The 12,770-nt window shown below is 64.8% G+C and carries 13 protein-coding genes; 8 read left to right on the top strand and 5 right to left on the bottom strand.

Annotated features, from left to right (window positions below):
- Positions 1-31: 31 nt before the first annotated feature.
- Genes FJ434_RS09620 through FJ434_RS09595 form a run of 6 tightly spaced genes read left to right on the top strand, consistent with a single transcriptional unit; the run spans position 32 to position 5,022 of the window.
- Positions 32-964 carry a sugar ABC transporter permease gene (locus FJ434_RS09620; protein WP_140745897.1) on the top strand — a complete coding sequence of 311 codons (933 nt, stop codon included), beginning with the start codon at positions 32-34 and terminating at the stop codon, positions 962-964.
- Positions 965-966: 2 nt separating this feature from the next.
- Entirely contained in the window at positions 967-1,815 is an 849-nt protein-coding gene (locus FJ434_RS09615; RefSeq protein ID WP_246678254.1) for a carbohydrate ABC transporter permease, read from the top strand.
- Positions 1,812-2,552: a PIG-L family deacetylase gene (locus tag FJ434_RS09610; RefSeq protein ID WP_140745892.1), complete on the top strand. Its 741-nt coding sequence runs from the start codon at positions 1,812-1,814 to the stop codon at positions 2,550-2,552. The genes FJ434_RS09615 and FJ434_RS09610 overlap by 4 nt, the downstream gene beginning before the upstream one ends.
- The gene (locus FJ434_RS09605) at positions 2,549-3,424 is read left to right on the top strand and encodes an ROK family protein (protein WP_140745890.1); all 876 of its coding nucleotides are present in this window, start codon (positions 2,549-2,551) and stop codon (positions 3,422-3,424) included. Before FJ434_RS09610 ends, FJ434_RS09605 begins: the two co-directional genes overlap by 4 nt.
- Positions 3,421-4,191 (top strand): GntR family transcriptional regulator, encoded by a 771-nt coding sequence (locus tag FJ434_RS09600; protein ID WP_140505665.1) that lies wholly within the window; start codon positions 3,421-3,423, stop codon positions 4,189-4,191. The genes FJ434_RS09605 and FJ434_RS09600 overlap by 4 nt, the downstream gene beginning before the upstream one ends.
- 39 nt (positions 4,192-4,230) lie before the next feature.
- The gene (locus tag FJ434_RS09595; RefSeq protein WP_140745888.1) at positions 4,231-5,022 is read left to right on the top strand and encodes an SIS domain-containing protein; all 792 of its coding nucleotides are present in this window, start codon (positions 4,231-4,233) and stop codon (positions 5,020-5,022) included.
- Between the two features lie 133 nt (positions 5,023-5,155).
- On the opposite strand, the gene FJ434_RS09590 is transcribed toward FJ434_RS09595, so the two are convergent.
- The gene (locus tag FJ434_RS09590; RefSeq protein WP_140745886.1) at positions 5,156-6,439 is read right to left on the bottom strand and encodes a D-tagatose-bisphosphate aldolase, class II, non-catalytic subunit; all 1,284 of its coding nucleotides are present in this window, start codon (positions 6,437-6,439) and stop codon (positions 5,156-5,158) included.
- Positions 6,436-7,389 carry a sugar kinase gene (locus FJ434_RS09585; RefSeq protein ID WP_140745884.1) on the bottom strand — a complete coding sequence of 318 codons (954 nt, stop codon included), beginning with the start codon at positions 7,387-7,389 and terminating at the stop codon, positions 6,436-6,438. Before FJ434_RS09585 ends, FJ434_RS09590 begins: the two co-directional genes overlap by 4 nt.
- A gap of 259 nt (positions 7,390-7,648) precedes the next feature.
- On the opposite strand from FJ434_RS09585, the gene FJ434_RS09580 reads away from it, so the two are divergent.
- Positions 7,649-8,683, top strand: coding sequence for a LacI family DNA-binding transcriptional regulator (locus tag FJ434_RS09580; RefSeq protein WP_140745882.1), 1,035 nt, complete (start codon positions 7,649-7,651; stop codon positions 8,681-8,683).
- On the opposite strand, the gene FJ434_RS09575 is transcribed toward FJ434_RS09580, so the two are convergent.
- The 3 genes from FJ434_RS09575 to FJ434_RS09565 all read right to left on the bottom strand — a co-directional run bounded on the left by FJ434_RS09575 (position 8,671) and on the right by FJ434_RS09565 (position 11,805).
- Positions 8,671-9,621 carry an alpha/beta hydrolase gene (locus FJ434_RS09575; protein ID WP_140745880.1) on the bottom strand — a complete coding sequence of 317 codons (951 nt, stop codon included), beginning with the start codon at positions 9,619-9,621 and terminating at the stop codon, positions 8,671-8,673. The two genes, FJ434_RS09580 and FJ434_RS09575, sit on opposite strands and share 13 nt — an antisense overlap.
- 18 nt (positions 9,622-9,639) lie before the next feature.
- Complete coding sequence (locus FJ434_RS09570) at positions 9,640-10,788, bottom strand: Gfo/Idh/MocA family oxidoreductase (RefSeq protein WP_140745878.1); 1,149 nt, start codon at positions 10,786-10,788, stop codon at positions 9,640-9,642.
- Between the two features lie 255 nt (positions 10,789-11,043).
- Positions 11,044-11,805, bottom strand: a complete 762-nt coding sequence (locus FJ434_RS09565; RefSeq protein ID WP_140745876.1) for a DeoR/GlpR family DNA-binding transcription regulator — start codon at positions 11,803-11,805, stop codon at positions 11,044-11,046.
- Positions 11,806-11,967: 162 nt separating this feature from the next.
- On the opposite strand from FJ434_RS09565, the gene FJ434_RS09560 reads away from it, so the two are divergent.
- Positions 11,968-12,768: a class I fructose-bisphosphate aldolase gene (locus tag FJ434_RS09560; protein ID WP_140746079.1), complete on the top strand. Its 801-nt coding sequence runs from the start codon at positions 11,968-11,970 to the stop codon at positions 12,766-12,768.
- Positions 12,769-12,770 lie beyond the last annotated feature (2 nt).

The raw sequence follows: 12,770 nt of genomic DNA, 5'->3' as shown, positions 1-12,770 counted from the left end.
GCGGCCGGCCTCTCGCCGGACAGAACAACGCATGACCAATTTTCACCGCCCAAGCAGCCTGAAACGCACGCAGCAGCGCATGGCCGTGCTTTTCATCTTGCCGGCGCTGGCCGTCTACACGCTCTTCGTCCTCTATCCGCTGGCGATGTCGCTGTGGGGCAGCTTGTTCATCTGGAAGGGCCTGCGCATGGTCGAATTCGCCGGCCCGTCGAATTTTTCGCGCCTGTTTGTCTTTCCCAGCGGTGCGCGGCTCTATGGCGCGCTGTGGCACAATACCGCCTGGTTTTTCGGCATCATGCTCTTCCAGAATGGCATCGGCCTTTTGTTCGCCTGGCTGCTGTTCCTGCGCGACAGGGGAGCGGCCTTCTTCCAGTCAGTGTTTTTCTTTCCGGCGGTTCTGAGCCCCGTCATCGTCGGGGCGCTGTGGCGCCTGCTTCTGGCGCCGGGCGGCGTCGTCGAATGGGCGCTGAACGGGCTCGGCCTCCATCAGGGCAGCCTCACCGTGCTCGGCAACAGCCACACCGCGCTTGGAGTGCTGATCGCCGTCGACGCCTGGAACTGGATGGGCCTGCCGGTGCTGATCTACACGGCGGGCCTGCGGCAGATTTCCGGCCAGATCTTCGAGGCGGCGAAGCTCGACGGCGCCGGCAATGCGCGCATGCTGTTTTCCGTCGCGCTGCCGCTTTTGATGCCGGCGCTCGGCACGCTGACGACGCTGTCGTTCATCAACACCTTCAACCAGTTCGACATCGTCTATGTGATGCAAGGCGTGCAGGGCAATCCGAGCTATTCGACCGACACGCTGGTGACCTATTTCTACCGGCTGGCCTTCGGCGCCGAGGGCGCTGTCGGTATCACTGATATAGGTCTGGCGCTGGCCTTGGGCACCGTGCTGTTCCTGATCCTCAGCATCGGCACGCTGCTGATGCTGCGCTTCTTCGATCGCCGCACGGTGCAGCTATGAGCGTGCCGGCGATCCCATACAGGACGTTTCCGCCAAGACTGGCGCGGCTGCCGGGTTGGACCGTGCTGGCCATTTGGACAGCGGCGGTTCTGCTGCCGCTCTACATTCTCGTCGTCTCCTGCTTCAAGACCACGGCCGAAATCTACGACAACAGGCTCGGCCTGCCGCAAAGTTGGGCTTTCGACAATTTCGTCCGGGCGTGGACGCGCGCCGATCTCGGCCACAATTTCATCAACAGCCTGATCGTCACCGCCGGCGCGGTCATTCTCACCATCGTCGTCTCGGCGATGGCTGCCTATCCGCTCAGCCGCTACAAGCTCGGCTGGAACGCCATCATGCTCGGCCTGTTCCTGTCGGGCATCATGCTGCCGATCAGATTGGCCTCTGTCGAGTTGTTCACCTTGATGCGCAACCTCGGCCTGTTGGACTCCCTGACCGGCCTGATCCTCGTCTATTCGGCGATCCGCATTCCCTTCGCCGTCTTCATCTTCGCCAACTTCATGCGCGTGCTGCCCTCCGAACTCGACGAGGCGGCGCGCATGGACGGCGCCGGCGAGGTCCGCATCCTGTTCCAGATCATGCTGCCGATGGTGAAGCCGGCGGTCTCGATCGTCGCCATCTTCACGGCGATCGCCGTGTGGAACGACTTCTTCTTCCCGCTGATCTTCATTTTCGACGACCGCTACAAGACGGTGCCGCTGGCGATCAGCGTCTTCGTCGGCCAATTCCGCACCGACTGGGGGCTGGTGTTCGCCTCGCTGGCGATCTCCATGGCGCCCATCCTGATCATGTATTGTCTGCTTGCCCGCCAGATTCGCGAAGGCGTCGGTGCCGGGGGAGGCATGAAATGATCGAGGATAGGATTTACGCCGCAAGCTCCATCCTGGTTGTCGGCGCGCACGCCTTCGATGCCGAGGTGATCGCCGGGCCGCTGGCCGCCGCCGCCGTCAAGCGCGGTGCCACGGTGACCTTCCTGCACCTGACCATGGGCGAGCAGGGGCATCCCTGTCTCGTCCCCGCGCATTATTGCGTGCAGAAGGAAGAGGAAGCGGGCAGGGCGGCTGAGCGGCTTGGTGTCAAGGTACGCAGCCTCGGCCTGCGCGACGCCTTCCTGCCGTCGGACGACGAGACGGCGCTCGAGGTATGCGACGTCATTCGCGAACTCAAACCCGAGATCGTCATTACCCATTGGCACGGCAGCTGGCACAAGGACCATCGCGCCGCCGCGCATCTGACGCAGACCGGCATCTTCTACGCCGCCCTGCCGACCATTGCCAGCGACCACGCGGCGCACACGCCGCAACTGCTCCTGTTCGGCGAGAACTGGGAGGACGATGACGGTTTTCGGCCCGAGCATCTCGTGGATGTCAGCGATGGCTTCGAGGCCTGGAGCGAGGCGGTCGAGGAATACGAGCTGGCGCGGGGCCTCAGCAGCTTTCCCTATGTCGATTACTACAGCGCGCTCTACCGGCTGCGCGGCTGCCTGCGCGGTACGCGCTACGCACAAGGCTTCGCGACGGCGTCGCATTCGTGGAATGCCGGCAGCGGCCTGTTCGCGCCGCCGTTCGGCAAAGGGCCTGGCCGATGACGCGGGTTCTGGCCATCGATCTCGGCGGCACCAATCTGCGCGCCGCCGTCTTCACCGGCGACATCGGTGCGCTGGACATGCCGAGCCGCGAGCCGGCGCCGGCCAGTCTTGATGCGTTCGTTGCCCGCGTCCAGGCCCTGCGCGCCGAGGCTGGGGCGATCGAGGCGTTCGGCATCGCGGTGCCCGGGCTTGTCGAAGGTGCCGTCTGCCGCTGGATCCCGAACCTGCCGTTTCTCGACGGCCTCGACATCCAGGCCTTGTTTCCAGGCCTGCCCGTGGCGCTCGGCAACGACGCGCAGATCGCGCTGTTGGCGGAAGTCGTCGAGGGCGCGGCCAAGGGCATGTCGGATGCGATCCTGCTCGCCATCGGCACCGGCATCGGCTCGGCGGTGCTGGCCAACGGCCGCATAGTTGCCGGCGCGCATGGCGGCGCCTGTTCGTTCGGCTGGGCCTGCGCCGACATCAAGGATCATGGCGAGGAGCGCGGTGGCTGGCTGGAGCGCGTCGCCTCGGGCCGGGCACTCGATGCGCTTGCCGCCCAGATTGGCCTCGCCGATGGCCGCCAGCTGATCGCCGCCGCCCAAGGCGGGGAACTCGCCGCGCAGACCTTGCTGGAAGTGCCGGCGCGGCGGCTCGGCACCGCGCTTGCCGGCGCTGTGGCGCTGCTCGATCCGCAGGCGGTTCTGATTTCGGGAGGACTGGCCGAGGCGCTGGACGTGATCCGACCACCGCTGCTTGCCGCGCTGCGGCGCCAGTTGCCGTCGCATCTGCGTGGCATCGAGGTTCGGTCCGGCCGGTTCGGCCCGGGCGCCGGCCTTATCGGCGCGGCATTGGCTGGTCGCGCGGGGAAAGAGTGGAGACAGGTGCGATGAGCCAAGCGAGTTTTCAGCAGCCGGACCGCAGACGGCCGGAGCCGCTCTGGTATCAGGTCGAGGAGGCGATCCGCGCCATCGTCAAGAGCGGCGAATGGGCGACCGGCGACCAGATCCCGGCCGAAGACCGGCTGTGTGCCCTGTTCGGTGTCAGCCGCATCACTTTGCGCCACGCCCTGCGCAATCTGGAGGAAGGCGGCCTGCTCAGGCGCGAGCATGGCCGCGGCACCTTTGTGCGCTCCACCACGCTGGTGGCAGGCACCCGCGAGCTGACCAGCTTCACCCAGGAAATGGGCAATATGGGTGTGGTCGCCGGCTCGCGCCTGCTTGACTGCGGCCTGACATCAGCCAATGCGGCTGCCGCCGGCGCGCTGGAGATCGAGGAGGGCGATCCGGTGGTGCGCATCAGGCGTCTCAGGTTGGGCAACAGCGAGCCGATCGGCATCCAGACGGCGCAGCTTTCGGCCGCGCGCGTGCCGGGCTTCCTCGACGCCGGCCTGCTGCAGGGTTCGCTCTACGAGGCGCTGGAGCGTCACTACGGCATTGTGCCGGCGGCCGCACGGGAAAATTACCGCGTCGGCGCGGTTGGGGCGGCGGATGCCGAACTGCTTGACCTGCCCGCCGGCAGCCCCGCCTTCATCGTCGAGCGCATCACCACCGACGAGCGCGGCCCGTTCGAATTCACCGTCTCCATCATGCGCGGCGACCGCTACGAAATCCGCTCGACGCTGCGCGCCGGGCGCGTCCCGTCCAATCCGCGAAGCTGATCCACCCTCCCGAGCAGACCTTTAAACAGGAGTACCCACGTGTCCGATCTCTACATCCACCGTCTCGCCGCTCTCATCGACAAGGCAGCGAAAACCAATGAAGAGGCCTTCGGCCAGGCCGCCAGCCGCTTTGCCGACTCGTTGGAAGGCGGCGGGCTGGTCCATCTCTACGGTTCGGGCCATTCGGTGCTGCCTGTGCAGGAAGTGTTCCCGCGCTACGGCAGCTATGTCGGCTTCAATCCGCTGACCGACCCGCGCGTTATGTGGCACAACGTGCTCGGCGCCGGCGGGGTGCGCGAGCTTCTGTGGCTGGAGCGAACTGAAAAGTATGCCGAGAAATTCCTCGACCACCAGCCGCTCAACAAGGGCGATTCGATCATCATCTTCGGCCACAGCGGCCGCAATTCGTCCGGCATCGACACCGCTCTCTATGCCAGGAAGCGTGGCATCTTCGTCGTCGCGGTGACCAGCAAGAACAATCTCGACAAGCCGGCGACGCATTCCTCCGGCAAGCGGCTGGCCGACGCGGCGGATCTCGTCATCGACACCTGCTCGCCGATCGAGGACGCCATCGTACCGGTCGAAGGTTGGACCCGTCCGGTGTCGGGCTCATCGACGGTGCTCGCCATGATCCTGGCGCATGAGTTGATCGCGCGCACGGCCGAGCAACTCGCCAAGCGCGGCATCGAACTGCCGGTCTTCGCCTCGCCGACGATCGCCGGCGTGACGTTGCATGATACCGACGTCATCTACGGTGTCTACCGCGAACGCATGCTGGAAGCGCAGAAGAAACACCTGCCGACCTTCCAGGCGACGATGCGCGGCGAATAAGCTTGCGTCCGGGAAGGCGCTGCCGGCGCTTTCCCGGTGGACTGCCGTCCGGCACTACACCGACACGCCGGAAAAGCTGGCGCCGCACGTCATTGGTTTTCCAGGTGCAACGCCGAGGCGTGGTCAGGGTCGATCAGCCAGTTGCTCTGGCATAGATGTCGAGAACATCCGTCACGCCTGCGATGAGGAGTTCCCTGGCCTTTGGCGCGACGGACCCGCTCGCCACCGCGCCGTCGAGACGGCCGAGATACTGGCTGATCAGGGGTGAGGGGATGTCGCGCTCGCCCAGCGCCTGCATCAGCGCGTTCACGGCCTGCCGCGCCGCCTGCGCCGGCCAGTAGTAGCGGATACGGTCGCTGTAGGAGAAATGTCGCTCGATCCACTGCTCGGCCTCGGAGCCGTGATGGTAATTCTTCCAGTTGTCGGGCGCTGCCAGCATGACGCGCTCCATCGCCGCCGGCAGGCTTTCCCGAGCCGGGTCGGGAGCAAGAATGTCAGCGATGTGGCTCAAACCGTAGAGCGCTTCGCGCAGCGCGAAGGTCAGCCATGGCCCGACCTTGAGGATGGCAGAACCGTCATCGACCAAAGCGCTCAGCGCGGCGACCGGCTGGTAGTCGGTCGAGTGGGCCTCGAAGACGAATTGCGGCAGGTCGCGCAGCGTGCCGGCGAGCGCCCGGGCGCGGTCCGGCCGGTAGGCGATCACCTCCGCATTGCCGAATTCCACGCCCGGCTGCACGACGACGCCGATCGCCCGCGAGAAGGCCTGGTCGAGGCCGCGCTGGCTGAAGGCATCGCGGTGGATGCGCACCGTCTCGCGGGCCGCCTCCGGTGTCGTCACCGCCAGATGGTCCATCGTTTCCAGGGCGCCGCCCGGCACCGGCACTTCAGTGCCGATGACATAGACAGGCCTGGCGCCGCCTGTTCGTTCAATCGCGGCCTCCGCCACCTCGGCCAGTTCGGCGGCGCGCGCGGCGATCGTGGCGTCGGGCGGTGCCGCGCCTTCGCCGGCGCAGCCCATGCTGGTGTCGAGGTGGATCTTGGTGAAGCCGGCCTCGGCATAGGCATCCACCATGCGCGATGCCTTCTCCATGGCTTCAGGCGCCGGCAGGTGCTTCCAGGGATTGGGGCCGAGATGATCGCCGCCGAGCACCAGCCTGTCCAGGGGAAAGCCGGCCTTGCCGGCGATGGCCTCGACGAAGCGGCGGAAATCGCCTGGTGTCATGCCGGTATAGCCGCCTTCGTGGTTGACCTGGTTGCAGGTGGCCTCGATCAGGACGTCGGCGTTGCGCGCCTTGCCGTGGCGCAGCGCCGCTTCGATGACCAGCGGATGGGCCGAGCAGATCGAGGCGATGCCACAGCGTTCGCCGGCCGCACGGCGCGACGCTATGGCGGCCAGCCTGTCGGTCGCCTGGCTCATGCCGGTGCTCCGGTCCTGCTGGTCGCGATGAACGCCTCGACCTCGGCCAGCGAGGCGATGCCTTCCATCGGTCCCTTCTTCGTCACCGCCAGTGCGCCGCAGCCATTGGCGATCTCGAGCGCTCTCTTGGGTCCCTCTCCACGCAGCCAGAAGGAGACGAAGGCTGCCGCAAAACAGTCTCCGGCGCCGGTCGGGTCGATTTCGTCGACAACGAAGCCGGGTGAAGCGATGCGCCCTGACCGGTCGTAGTGAACGGCGCCCTGCGCGCCCTTCTTGACGACCACGGTGGAGATGCCGCGGTCCAGCATTTCGCGCGCCGCGCTCTCCTCGTCGGTTACCTCGGCGAAGGTGAAGAGTTCCGGCCCGCTCGGCAGGAACACATCGGTCTTCGACAGCACGAAATGCAAGGCGTCGCGCATGCCCGGCAGATCGAGCATCTCCTTGCGGATGTTGGGGTCGAAGGAGACCGTGCCGCCGTGCCTCTTGACGGCTTCGATCCCGTTGCGGGCAACCTCGATCACTTCGGGCGAGAACAGCGATGTGCCCATGACGTGAAAATGGTCGGCGCCGGCCAGCAGCGCGCGCGCTTCCGCGCCCATCTCGATCAGCCCGGCGGCGCTCTGCTTGATGTTGTAGACGAAGTGCCGGCTGCCATCGGTCTCATAGGTGACGAAGGCGGTTCCGGTCGCAGCACCCTGATGGACGGTGATGGCGGAGATGTCGGCACCGTCGGCGCGCAGGCGCTCGATGTTCAAATGGCCGAAATCATCGTCGCCCACCGCCGCGATCAGCCCGGCCGGCTGGCCGAGCCGCGCCGCCTGATCGATAAAGATGGCGGGAGCGCCTGACGGAAACGGACCGACCAGCGGGCCGGCAGCGCGAAAACTCTGGCCGATCCGCTCGGCCATGATCTCGACCAGGATCTCGCCGGCGCAAACCAGTTTCTTCATGTCCTCACCATCTGCCGGACGGACGGCGTCCGATTGCCATGCGCTATCCGCATGTCCGTGCGGGTTCAAAACCTAAGTTGCCATTTTTAAAGCGTCAATAAATAATTTGACGTGCGCAATGCTTTTGCGTTGTAGTGGAAACATGGAAATTTGACTGAATAAGTTCGGTCAAGCAATGCTGCCTCAGCGCAATGGTCGCAAGACTGATTCTGGCCGGTGCGCGAAGGCTGGCATTGAGGGCAAGGAGCCTGAAATATCGATGGCGGAAAAGACGCACCGGACAATGGATGATTTCGCCAGGGCGTCCGGCGTGTCCCGGCCGACCCTGTCGAAGTACTTTGACGATCCGGCCAGCGTGAAGCCGGCGACACGAGCGCGCATCGAGGCGGCGCTTCGTTCGTCCGACTACCAGCCGAATGTTTTTGCCCGCAATCTCAATCGCAAGCGCACCCGCAATGTCGGCATCGTGGTGCCGGCGATCACAGATCCGTTCTACGCGGAGATGGTCAGCCGCATCGAACTGCGCTGCCGCGACGAAGGGTTTTGGCCGATCGTCATCTCCTCGCACGGTTCGCCGAAGCTGGAGGCGGAATCGGTCAGGACGCTGATGTCGCTGAAGGTCGCCGGCGCCATCGTCGCGCCCTTGGGATTGGTCTCCGAGCCCGGCGTCTTCGAGCGGATGAGCGAGGACATCCCGATCGTCTATTTCGACACCTATATCGAAGGCGACACGCCGTTCGTCGGCAATGACAACCACCAGAGCACCTCGACGATCGTGGATTATCTCTGCCGGTCCGGCGAACCGCCGGTCTATGTCGACATCCCGCACGTCAACCACAATTCGAGCGAACGGCTGCAGAGCTATATCGACACGATGCACGCCGCCGGCCTGGAGCCCACCGTTCTCAAGGCGGCGGGCGACTATAGCTGGGACTTCGAGCGCATCGGTCACGAATGGATGGACAGAACGCTCGAGAAAGGCGGCCTGCCGGCCCGCACGCTGCTCTGCGCCAATGACCGTCTCGCCTTCGGCGTGATGTCGGCTGCCTTTTCGCGCGGGCTGAAGATCGGCCGCCGCGCTGATTGCGATTTCCGTGTCGCCGCTCATGACGATCATCCGCTGAGCCGCTACACCTGTCCCGCGCTGACCACCATGGCGCAGGACTTCGCCGCCATGGCTGGCCGCAGCGTCGAGATCCTGCTGGCGCTTCTGAACGAGGCTGACCCGCCCGGCCAGGATCTGGCGCGCAACGTCGAGCTTGGCGCGACCCTGGTGATGCGTCAGTCAGCCTGAACACACGTCTGCAGGCGGAGCCAGGCCGCCGCCTCGCTCACCGCTTGCCGCGCGGCCAGTATATACCGACCCATCGAGACGAAGCCATGGATCTGACCCGGCCAGTGTCGCAGCACCAGCGGCACTCCGTCGGTGCGCAGGCGCTCGGCAAAGGCCGTGCCTTCGTCGGCAAGGATGTCGTGGCCGGCGATCACGACGAAGGCGGACGGCGCGCCGGCAAGGCTGGAGGCCAGCAGCGGCGATACGCGCCAATCCGCGATGTCCTCCGGCGTTCGCACATAATGGTCGCGGAACCAGGCCATGGCGGCGGCGGTGAGCCCGAAGCCGTCGCCGAAACGCCGATAGCTGTCCGCCGCCTGGCGGGCGTCGGTGTTGGGATAGATCAGGATCTGGGCGGCAAGCGGCGGCGCCAGCCCGTCGCGGGCAAGCAACGCCAGAACGGCGGCAAGATTGCCGCCGGCGCTGTCGCCAGCAACGGTAATGCGGGTCGGGTCGATGCCGAGTTCGCCAGCCTTCCCGGCCATGAAGCGGAGCGCCGCCGCGCAATCCTCCAGCCCGGCGGGAAACGTGTGCTCCGGCGCCAGCCGGTAATCGGGACAGACGACGATGGCGTTGCCGAGATTGGCCAGCCAGCGGCAGATTTCGTCATGCGAATCGAGATTGCCGATGACCCAGCCGCCGCCATGCAGGTAAAGCACGGCGCGCGCCCCGGTCCGCGGCGCGCCGATACCGCGATGGATGCGGATCGTGACCGGGCCGTTCGGCCCGTCGATCTGCTGCTGTCCGGTTGCCGCGACCGGCTCGTGCTCGCCCTGCTGAGTTGGGAAGGAAGCGATATAGGCGGCCCGTGCCGCCGCCACGCTGCCATTCTCGAACGGTTCGCCGCCGGCGGCACGACCGATTTCGAGGGCACGCAATGCATCCGGATCGAGTGTCATCGTCATCTCCGCTGGAGGTCAGGCGAGCAGGCCGCGTGCCTCGTCTTCGCTAAGCAGGGCCGGCTGGACGACGTCACCTGTGATCGCAACCGAGCTTTTCGTCTCGCCCGAATGCAGGATCGCTTCCATGATCTCCAGCACATGCAGGGCCAGATTGCCGGAAGCGCGGGGTGTCGCACCGGTCTGCAGCGAGCGTACCAGATCGGCGACGCCGAGCATGCGGTAATTGGCGCGGTCGGGCGCTGCATAAGGCCAGTTGCGGGCACCGTAGAGTTCGCCTTCGCTGGCGAAGTCCTTCCAGGCGGCGCCGCGTTCCGACAGCGATACGGTGCCGCCGAACGTGTCCGGGTCGGGCAGGCGCAATGAGCCCTCGGTGCCGTGCAGTTCGATGGGATGATTGGAATGCCTGAAGACGTCCCATGATGCGCCGAAGGTGACGGTCGCGCCGGAGCGGAATTCGAGCAGCGACAGCACATTGGTCGGCGTGCCGACCTTGAATTTGGTGTTCTTGAACGGCCCTTCGGCCGATATCAGCCGTTCCTCCTGGCCCTTCGTCGCCATCGCCATGACGCGGGCGACCGGCCCGAGCAGATTGACCAGCATGGTGAGATAGTAGGGTCCCATGTCGAATACGGGGCCGCCGCCCGGCTGATAGTAGAATTGCGGATTGGGATGCCAGTGTTCCATGCCACGTCCCATCATGAAGGCGGTGCCGGTGACCGGGCGCCCGATGGCGCCTTCGTCCATCAGGCGGCGCGCTTTGCGTCCGGCCGCACCAAGGAAGGTATCGGGAGCCGAGCCGAGCAGCAGGCCACGCTTGGCCGCCTCGGTCACCAGCCGGCGCCCGTCGCTGGCCGAGATTGCCAGCGGCTTTTCGGTGAAGACATGCTTTCCCGCCGAAAGGGCGGAGAACGAAATGTCGAAATGCGCCGCCGGAACGGTGAGGTTAAGGACGAGGTCGATCTCGGGGTCGGCCAGCAGCGCATCGACGCCGAGTGCCCGAATGCCGTATTCCTTGGCCCGTAACGCCGCCATCTCGGCCGAAATATCGGCGCAGGCGCGCAATTCGATGCCGCCGAAAAGCGCGGCGTTGCGCAGGTAAGTCATCGAGATGTTGCCGCATCCGATGACGCCGATGCCGAGTTTGGCCTGTGATTTTGCCTGCATTTTCTGTCGTACCTCCCAATACGGTCCCGCTATCCGATCCGTCGCAATGGTGCCGGATCGCTTTCAAAATCGCTATACAACATTTTAAATATTGACGCGCGTAAAATTTTTATAGAACATGCGGAAATGGCTGGCGACATCGGGAGGCTGCCAGCCTTGGGAGGAGAAAATGACAGACAGAAAAAACGGCTGGCGGCCGATGCGAATCCGTGGGTCATCGGGTCTTTCGGTTGCGGCCAGGGAACCGCGACGGGTTCAGGCATAGATCACCTTGGCCCCAATTTTATCCAGCTGGCTGCGTATTGGACCGGGCAGGCTATCATCGGTGATTACCACATGGACGCTCGACAGCGAAAATGCCTTGGAGGTCCCGCTGACGCCCCATTTGCTCGAATCCGCAAGGAGGACAACGCGCCGTGCCATACGCACCAGGTTTCGCTTCGTTCGCGCCATGTCTTCGTTCACGTCGACCACATCCAGTGACGAGTCGATCGCATGCGCTCCAACGAAGACCTGATGCGCCACCAAGCCGCCGAGAGCGGTATCGGCATCGGTAATCAGCGTGCTCACCGTGTCTGGATAGACCCGGCCACCGATCATGTGCACGTCGAGCCCGGGCCGATGCATCAGATGCTGCACGATATTCATCGCCGTGGCCGCGACCACGACGTTGTTGAGCGGCGGTAACTGCATGGCAACTTGCATCAATGTCGAGCCGCCGTCGAAGATGACCGATTGGTTGTCCTCGAACAGCTCTACCGCTGCCCGGGCGATGCGTTTCTTCGCATCGAGGTTCGTTTGCATCCGCCGGGCGAACGCGGCCGTGGTCGAATCCGTGGTCCGGGTCACCGCCCCTCCACGGGTCTTGGTCAGTAGTCCCTTGCGGTCCAGTATCTCGAGGTCGGAGCGCACCGTGACTTCCGACACGCCAAAATCGTCGGACAAGTCCTTCGTGCGAACCTGTCCGCTACGTTGCACCTCACCCAGGATCGATTGGCGTCTCTGCTCTGACAACATTGCCCTGTCCTCGCCTCCATGCACCGAGCAACCGCCCTGGCCTCGGCTCACCTTACCAAAAATACGCAAATTCGAAAGCTTTCGAAAGATTGCATTTATCGTTTCTTTCGCAAACACTGGTTCCAGGATTTTGAAACCAAACGATTGGGACATTTTGCACTCATGAGCCTAGGAACCAAAGTGCGCCTTGCGCGCCTCTTCTCGCATCCATCGGGAAACCTTTTTGGCGGCGCGGTCGACCACTTTGTCGGCTATGGCGACGTGCGCAAAGGAGGTCTTGCCGATCTGCCGGGCGCGCTCGCTCGCGTCATGGTGGGCAAACCCGACTACGTCAGCATTCAGCCAGGCACCGCGCGCCACCTGTGGCCTCAATACGCGGGCAAGGCTTCCCTGGTGATCCAGGCCGGCTGCTTCACCCCGGATGATCGCATCAGTGAACTGATTGCAACGCCCGAGGATGCGGTGCGCGCTGGCGCCGATGCGTTGGCCGTGGCCATTCCGGTACGCGGCGCGACCGAGGGCAAATACATACGCTGGCTGACCGATTCGGTGAATGCGGCGGCCCGCTTCGGCATGCCGGTAGTCGCGCATATCTACCCTCGCGATTTCACCGACGGCGCAAAAATCGTCTTCACCCCCGACGAGATCGCCTATGCGGCGCGCATCGGCTACGAATCCGGCGTCGACGTGATCAAGATCGGTTACACGGGCGATTTCGAGTCGTTCCGAGAGACCGTTCGGACCTGCCCGGTGCCGGTTGTGATCGCGGGTGGCCCGAAGACCGATACGCTGCTCGGCGCCCTTCAGCAGACGGCGGACGCCATCCTTGCCGGCGCGCGCGGTGCCGTGGTGGGCCGCAATCTCTGGGGGCATGGCGATCCGGAGAAGGCAGCGATTGCCTTTCGGGGCGTCATCCATGACGGCCTTTCGGCGCAAGATGCCCTGGCGAAGGCAGGTGCCTGAAC

The organism is Mesorhizobium sp. B2-5-13, from assembly GCF_006440535.1.
Classification (GTDB): Bacteria; Pseudomonadota; Alphaproteobacteria; order Rhizobiales; family Rhizobiaceae; genus Mesorhizobium; species Mesorhizobium salmacidum.
The sequence above is the reverse complement of the archived record's forward strand: the minus strand, read 5'-3'. Positions and strand labels throughout refer to the sequence as shown.

Excerpts from the sequence above, each read along its gene's own strand:
- FJ434_RS09620 (WP_140745897.1), top strand. The coding sequence starts at position 32 with ATGACCAATTTTCACCGCCCAAGCAGCCTGAAACGCACGCAGCAGCGC.
- FJ434_RS09610 (WP_140745892.1), top strand. The coding sequence starts at position 1,812 with ATGATCGAGGATAGGATTTACGCCGCAAGCTCCATCCTGGTTGTCGGC.
- FJ434_RS09605 (WP_140745890.1), top strand. The coding sequence starts at position 2,549 with ATGACGCGGGTTCTGGCCATCGATCTCGGCGGCACCAATCTGCGCGCC.
- FJ434_RS09600 (WP_140505665.1), top strand. The coding sequence starts at position 3,421 with ATGAGCCAAGCGAGTTTTCAGCAGCCGGACCGCAGACGGCCGGAGCCG.
- FJ434_RS09590 (WP_140745886.1), bottom strand. The coding sequence starts at position 6,439 with ATGAGCCAGGCGACCGACAGGCTGGCCGCCATAGCGTCGCGCCGTGCG.
- FJ434_RS09585 (WP_140745884.1), bottom strand. The coding sequence starts at position 7,389 with ATGAAGAAACTGGTTTGCGCCGGCGAGATCCTGGTCGAGATCATGGCC.
- FJ434_RS09580 (WP_140745882.1), top strand. The coding sequence starts at position 7,649 with ATGGCGGAAAAGACGCACCGGACAATGGATGATTTCGCCAGGGCGTCC.
- FJ434_RS09575 (WP_140745880.1), bottom strand. The coding sequence starts at position 9,621 with ATGACACTCGATCCGGATGCATTGCGTGCCCTCGAAATCGGTCGTGCC.
- FJ434_RS09570 (WP_140745878.1), bottom strand. The coding sequence starts at position 10,788 with ATGCAGGCAAAATCACAGGCCAAACTCGGCATCGGCGTCATCGGATGC.
- FJ434_RS09565 (WP_140745876.1), bottom strand. The coding sequence starts at position 11,805 with ATGTTGTCAGAGCAGAGACGCCAATCGATCCTGGGTGAGGTGCAACGT.
- FJ434_RS09560 (WP_140746079.1), top strand. The coding sequence starts at position 11,968 with ATGAGCCTAGGAACCAAAGTGCGCCTTGCGCGCCTCTTCTCGCATCCA.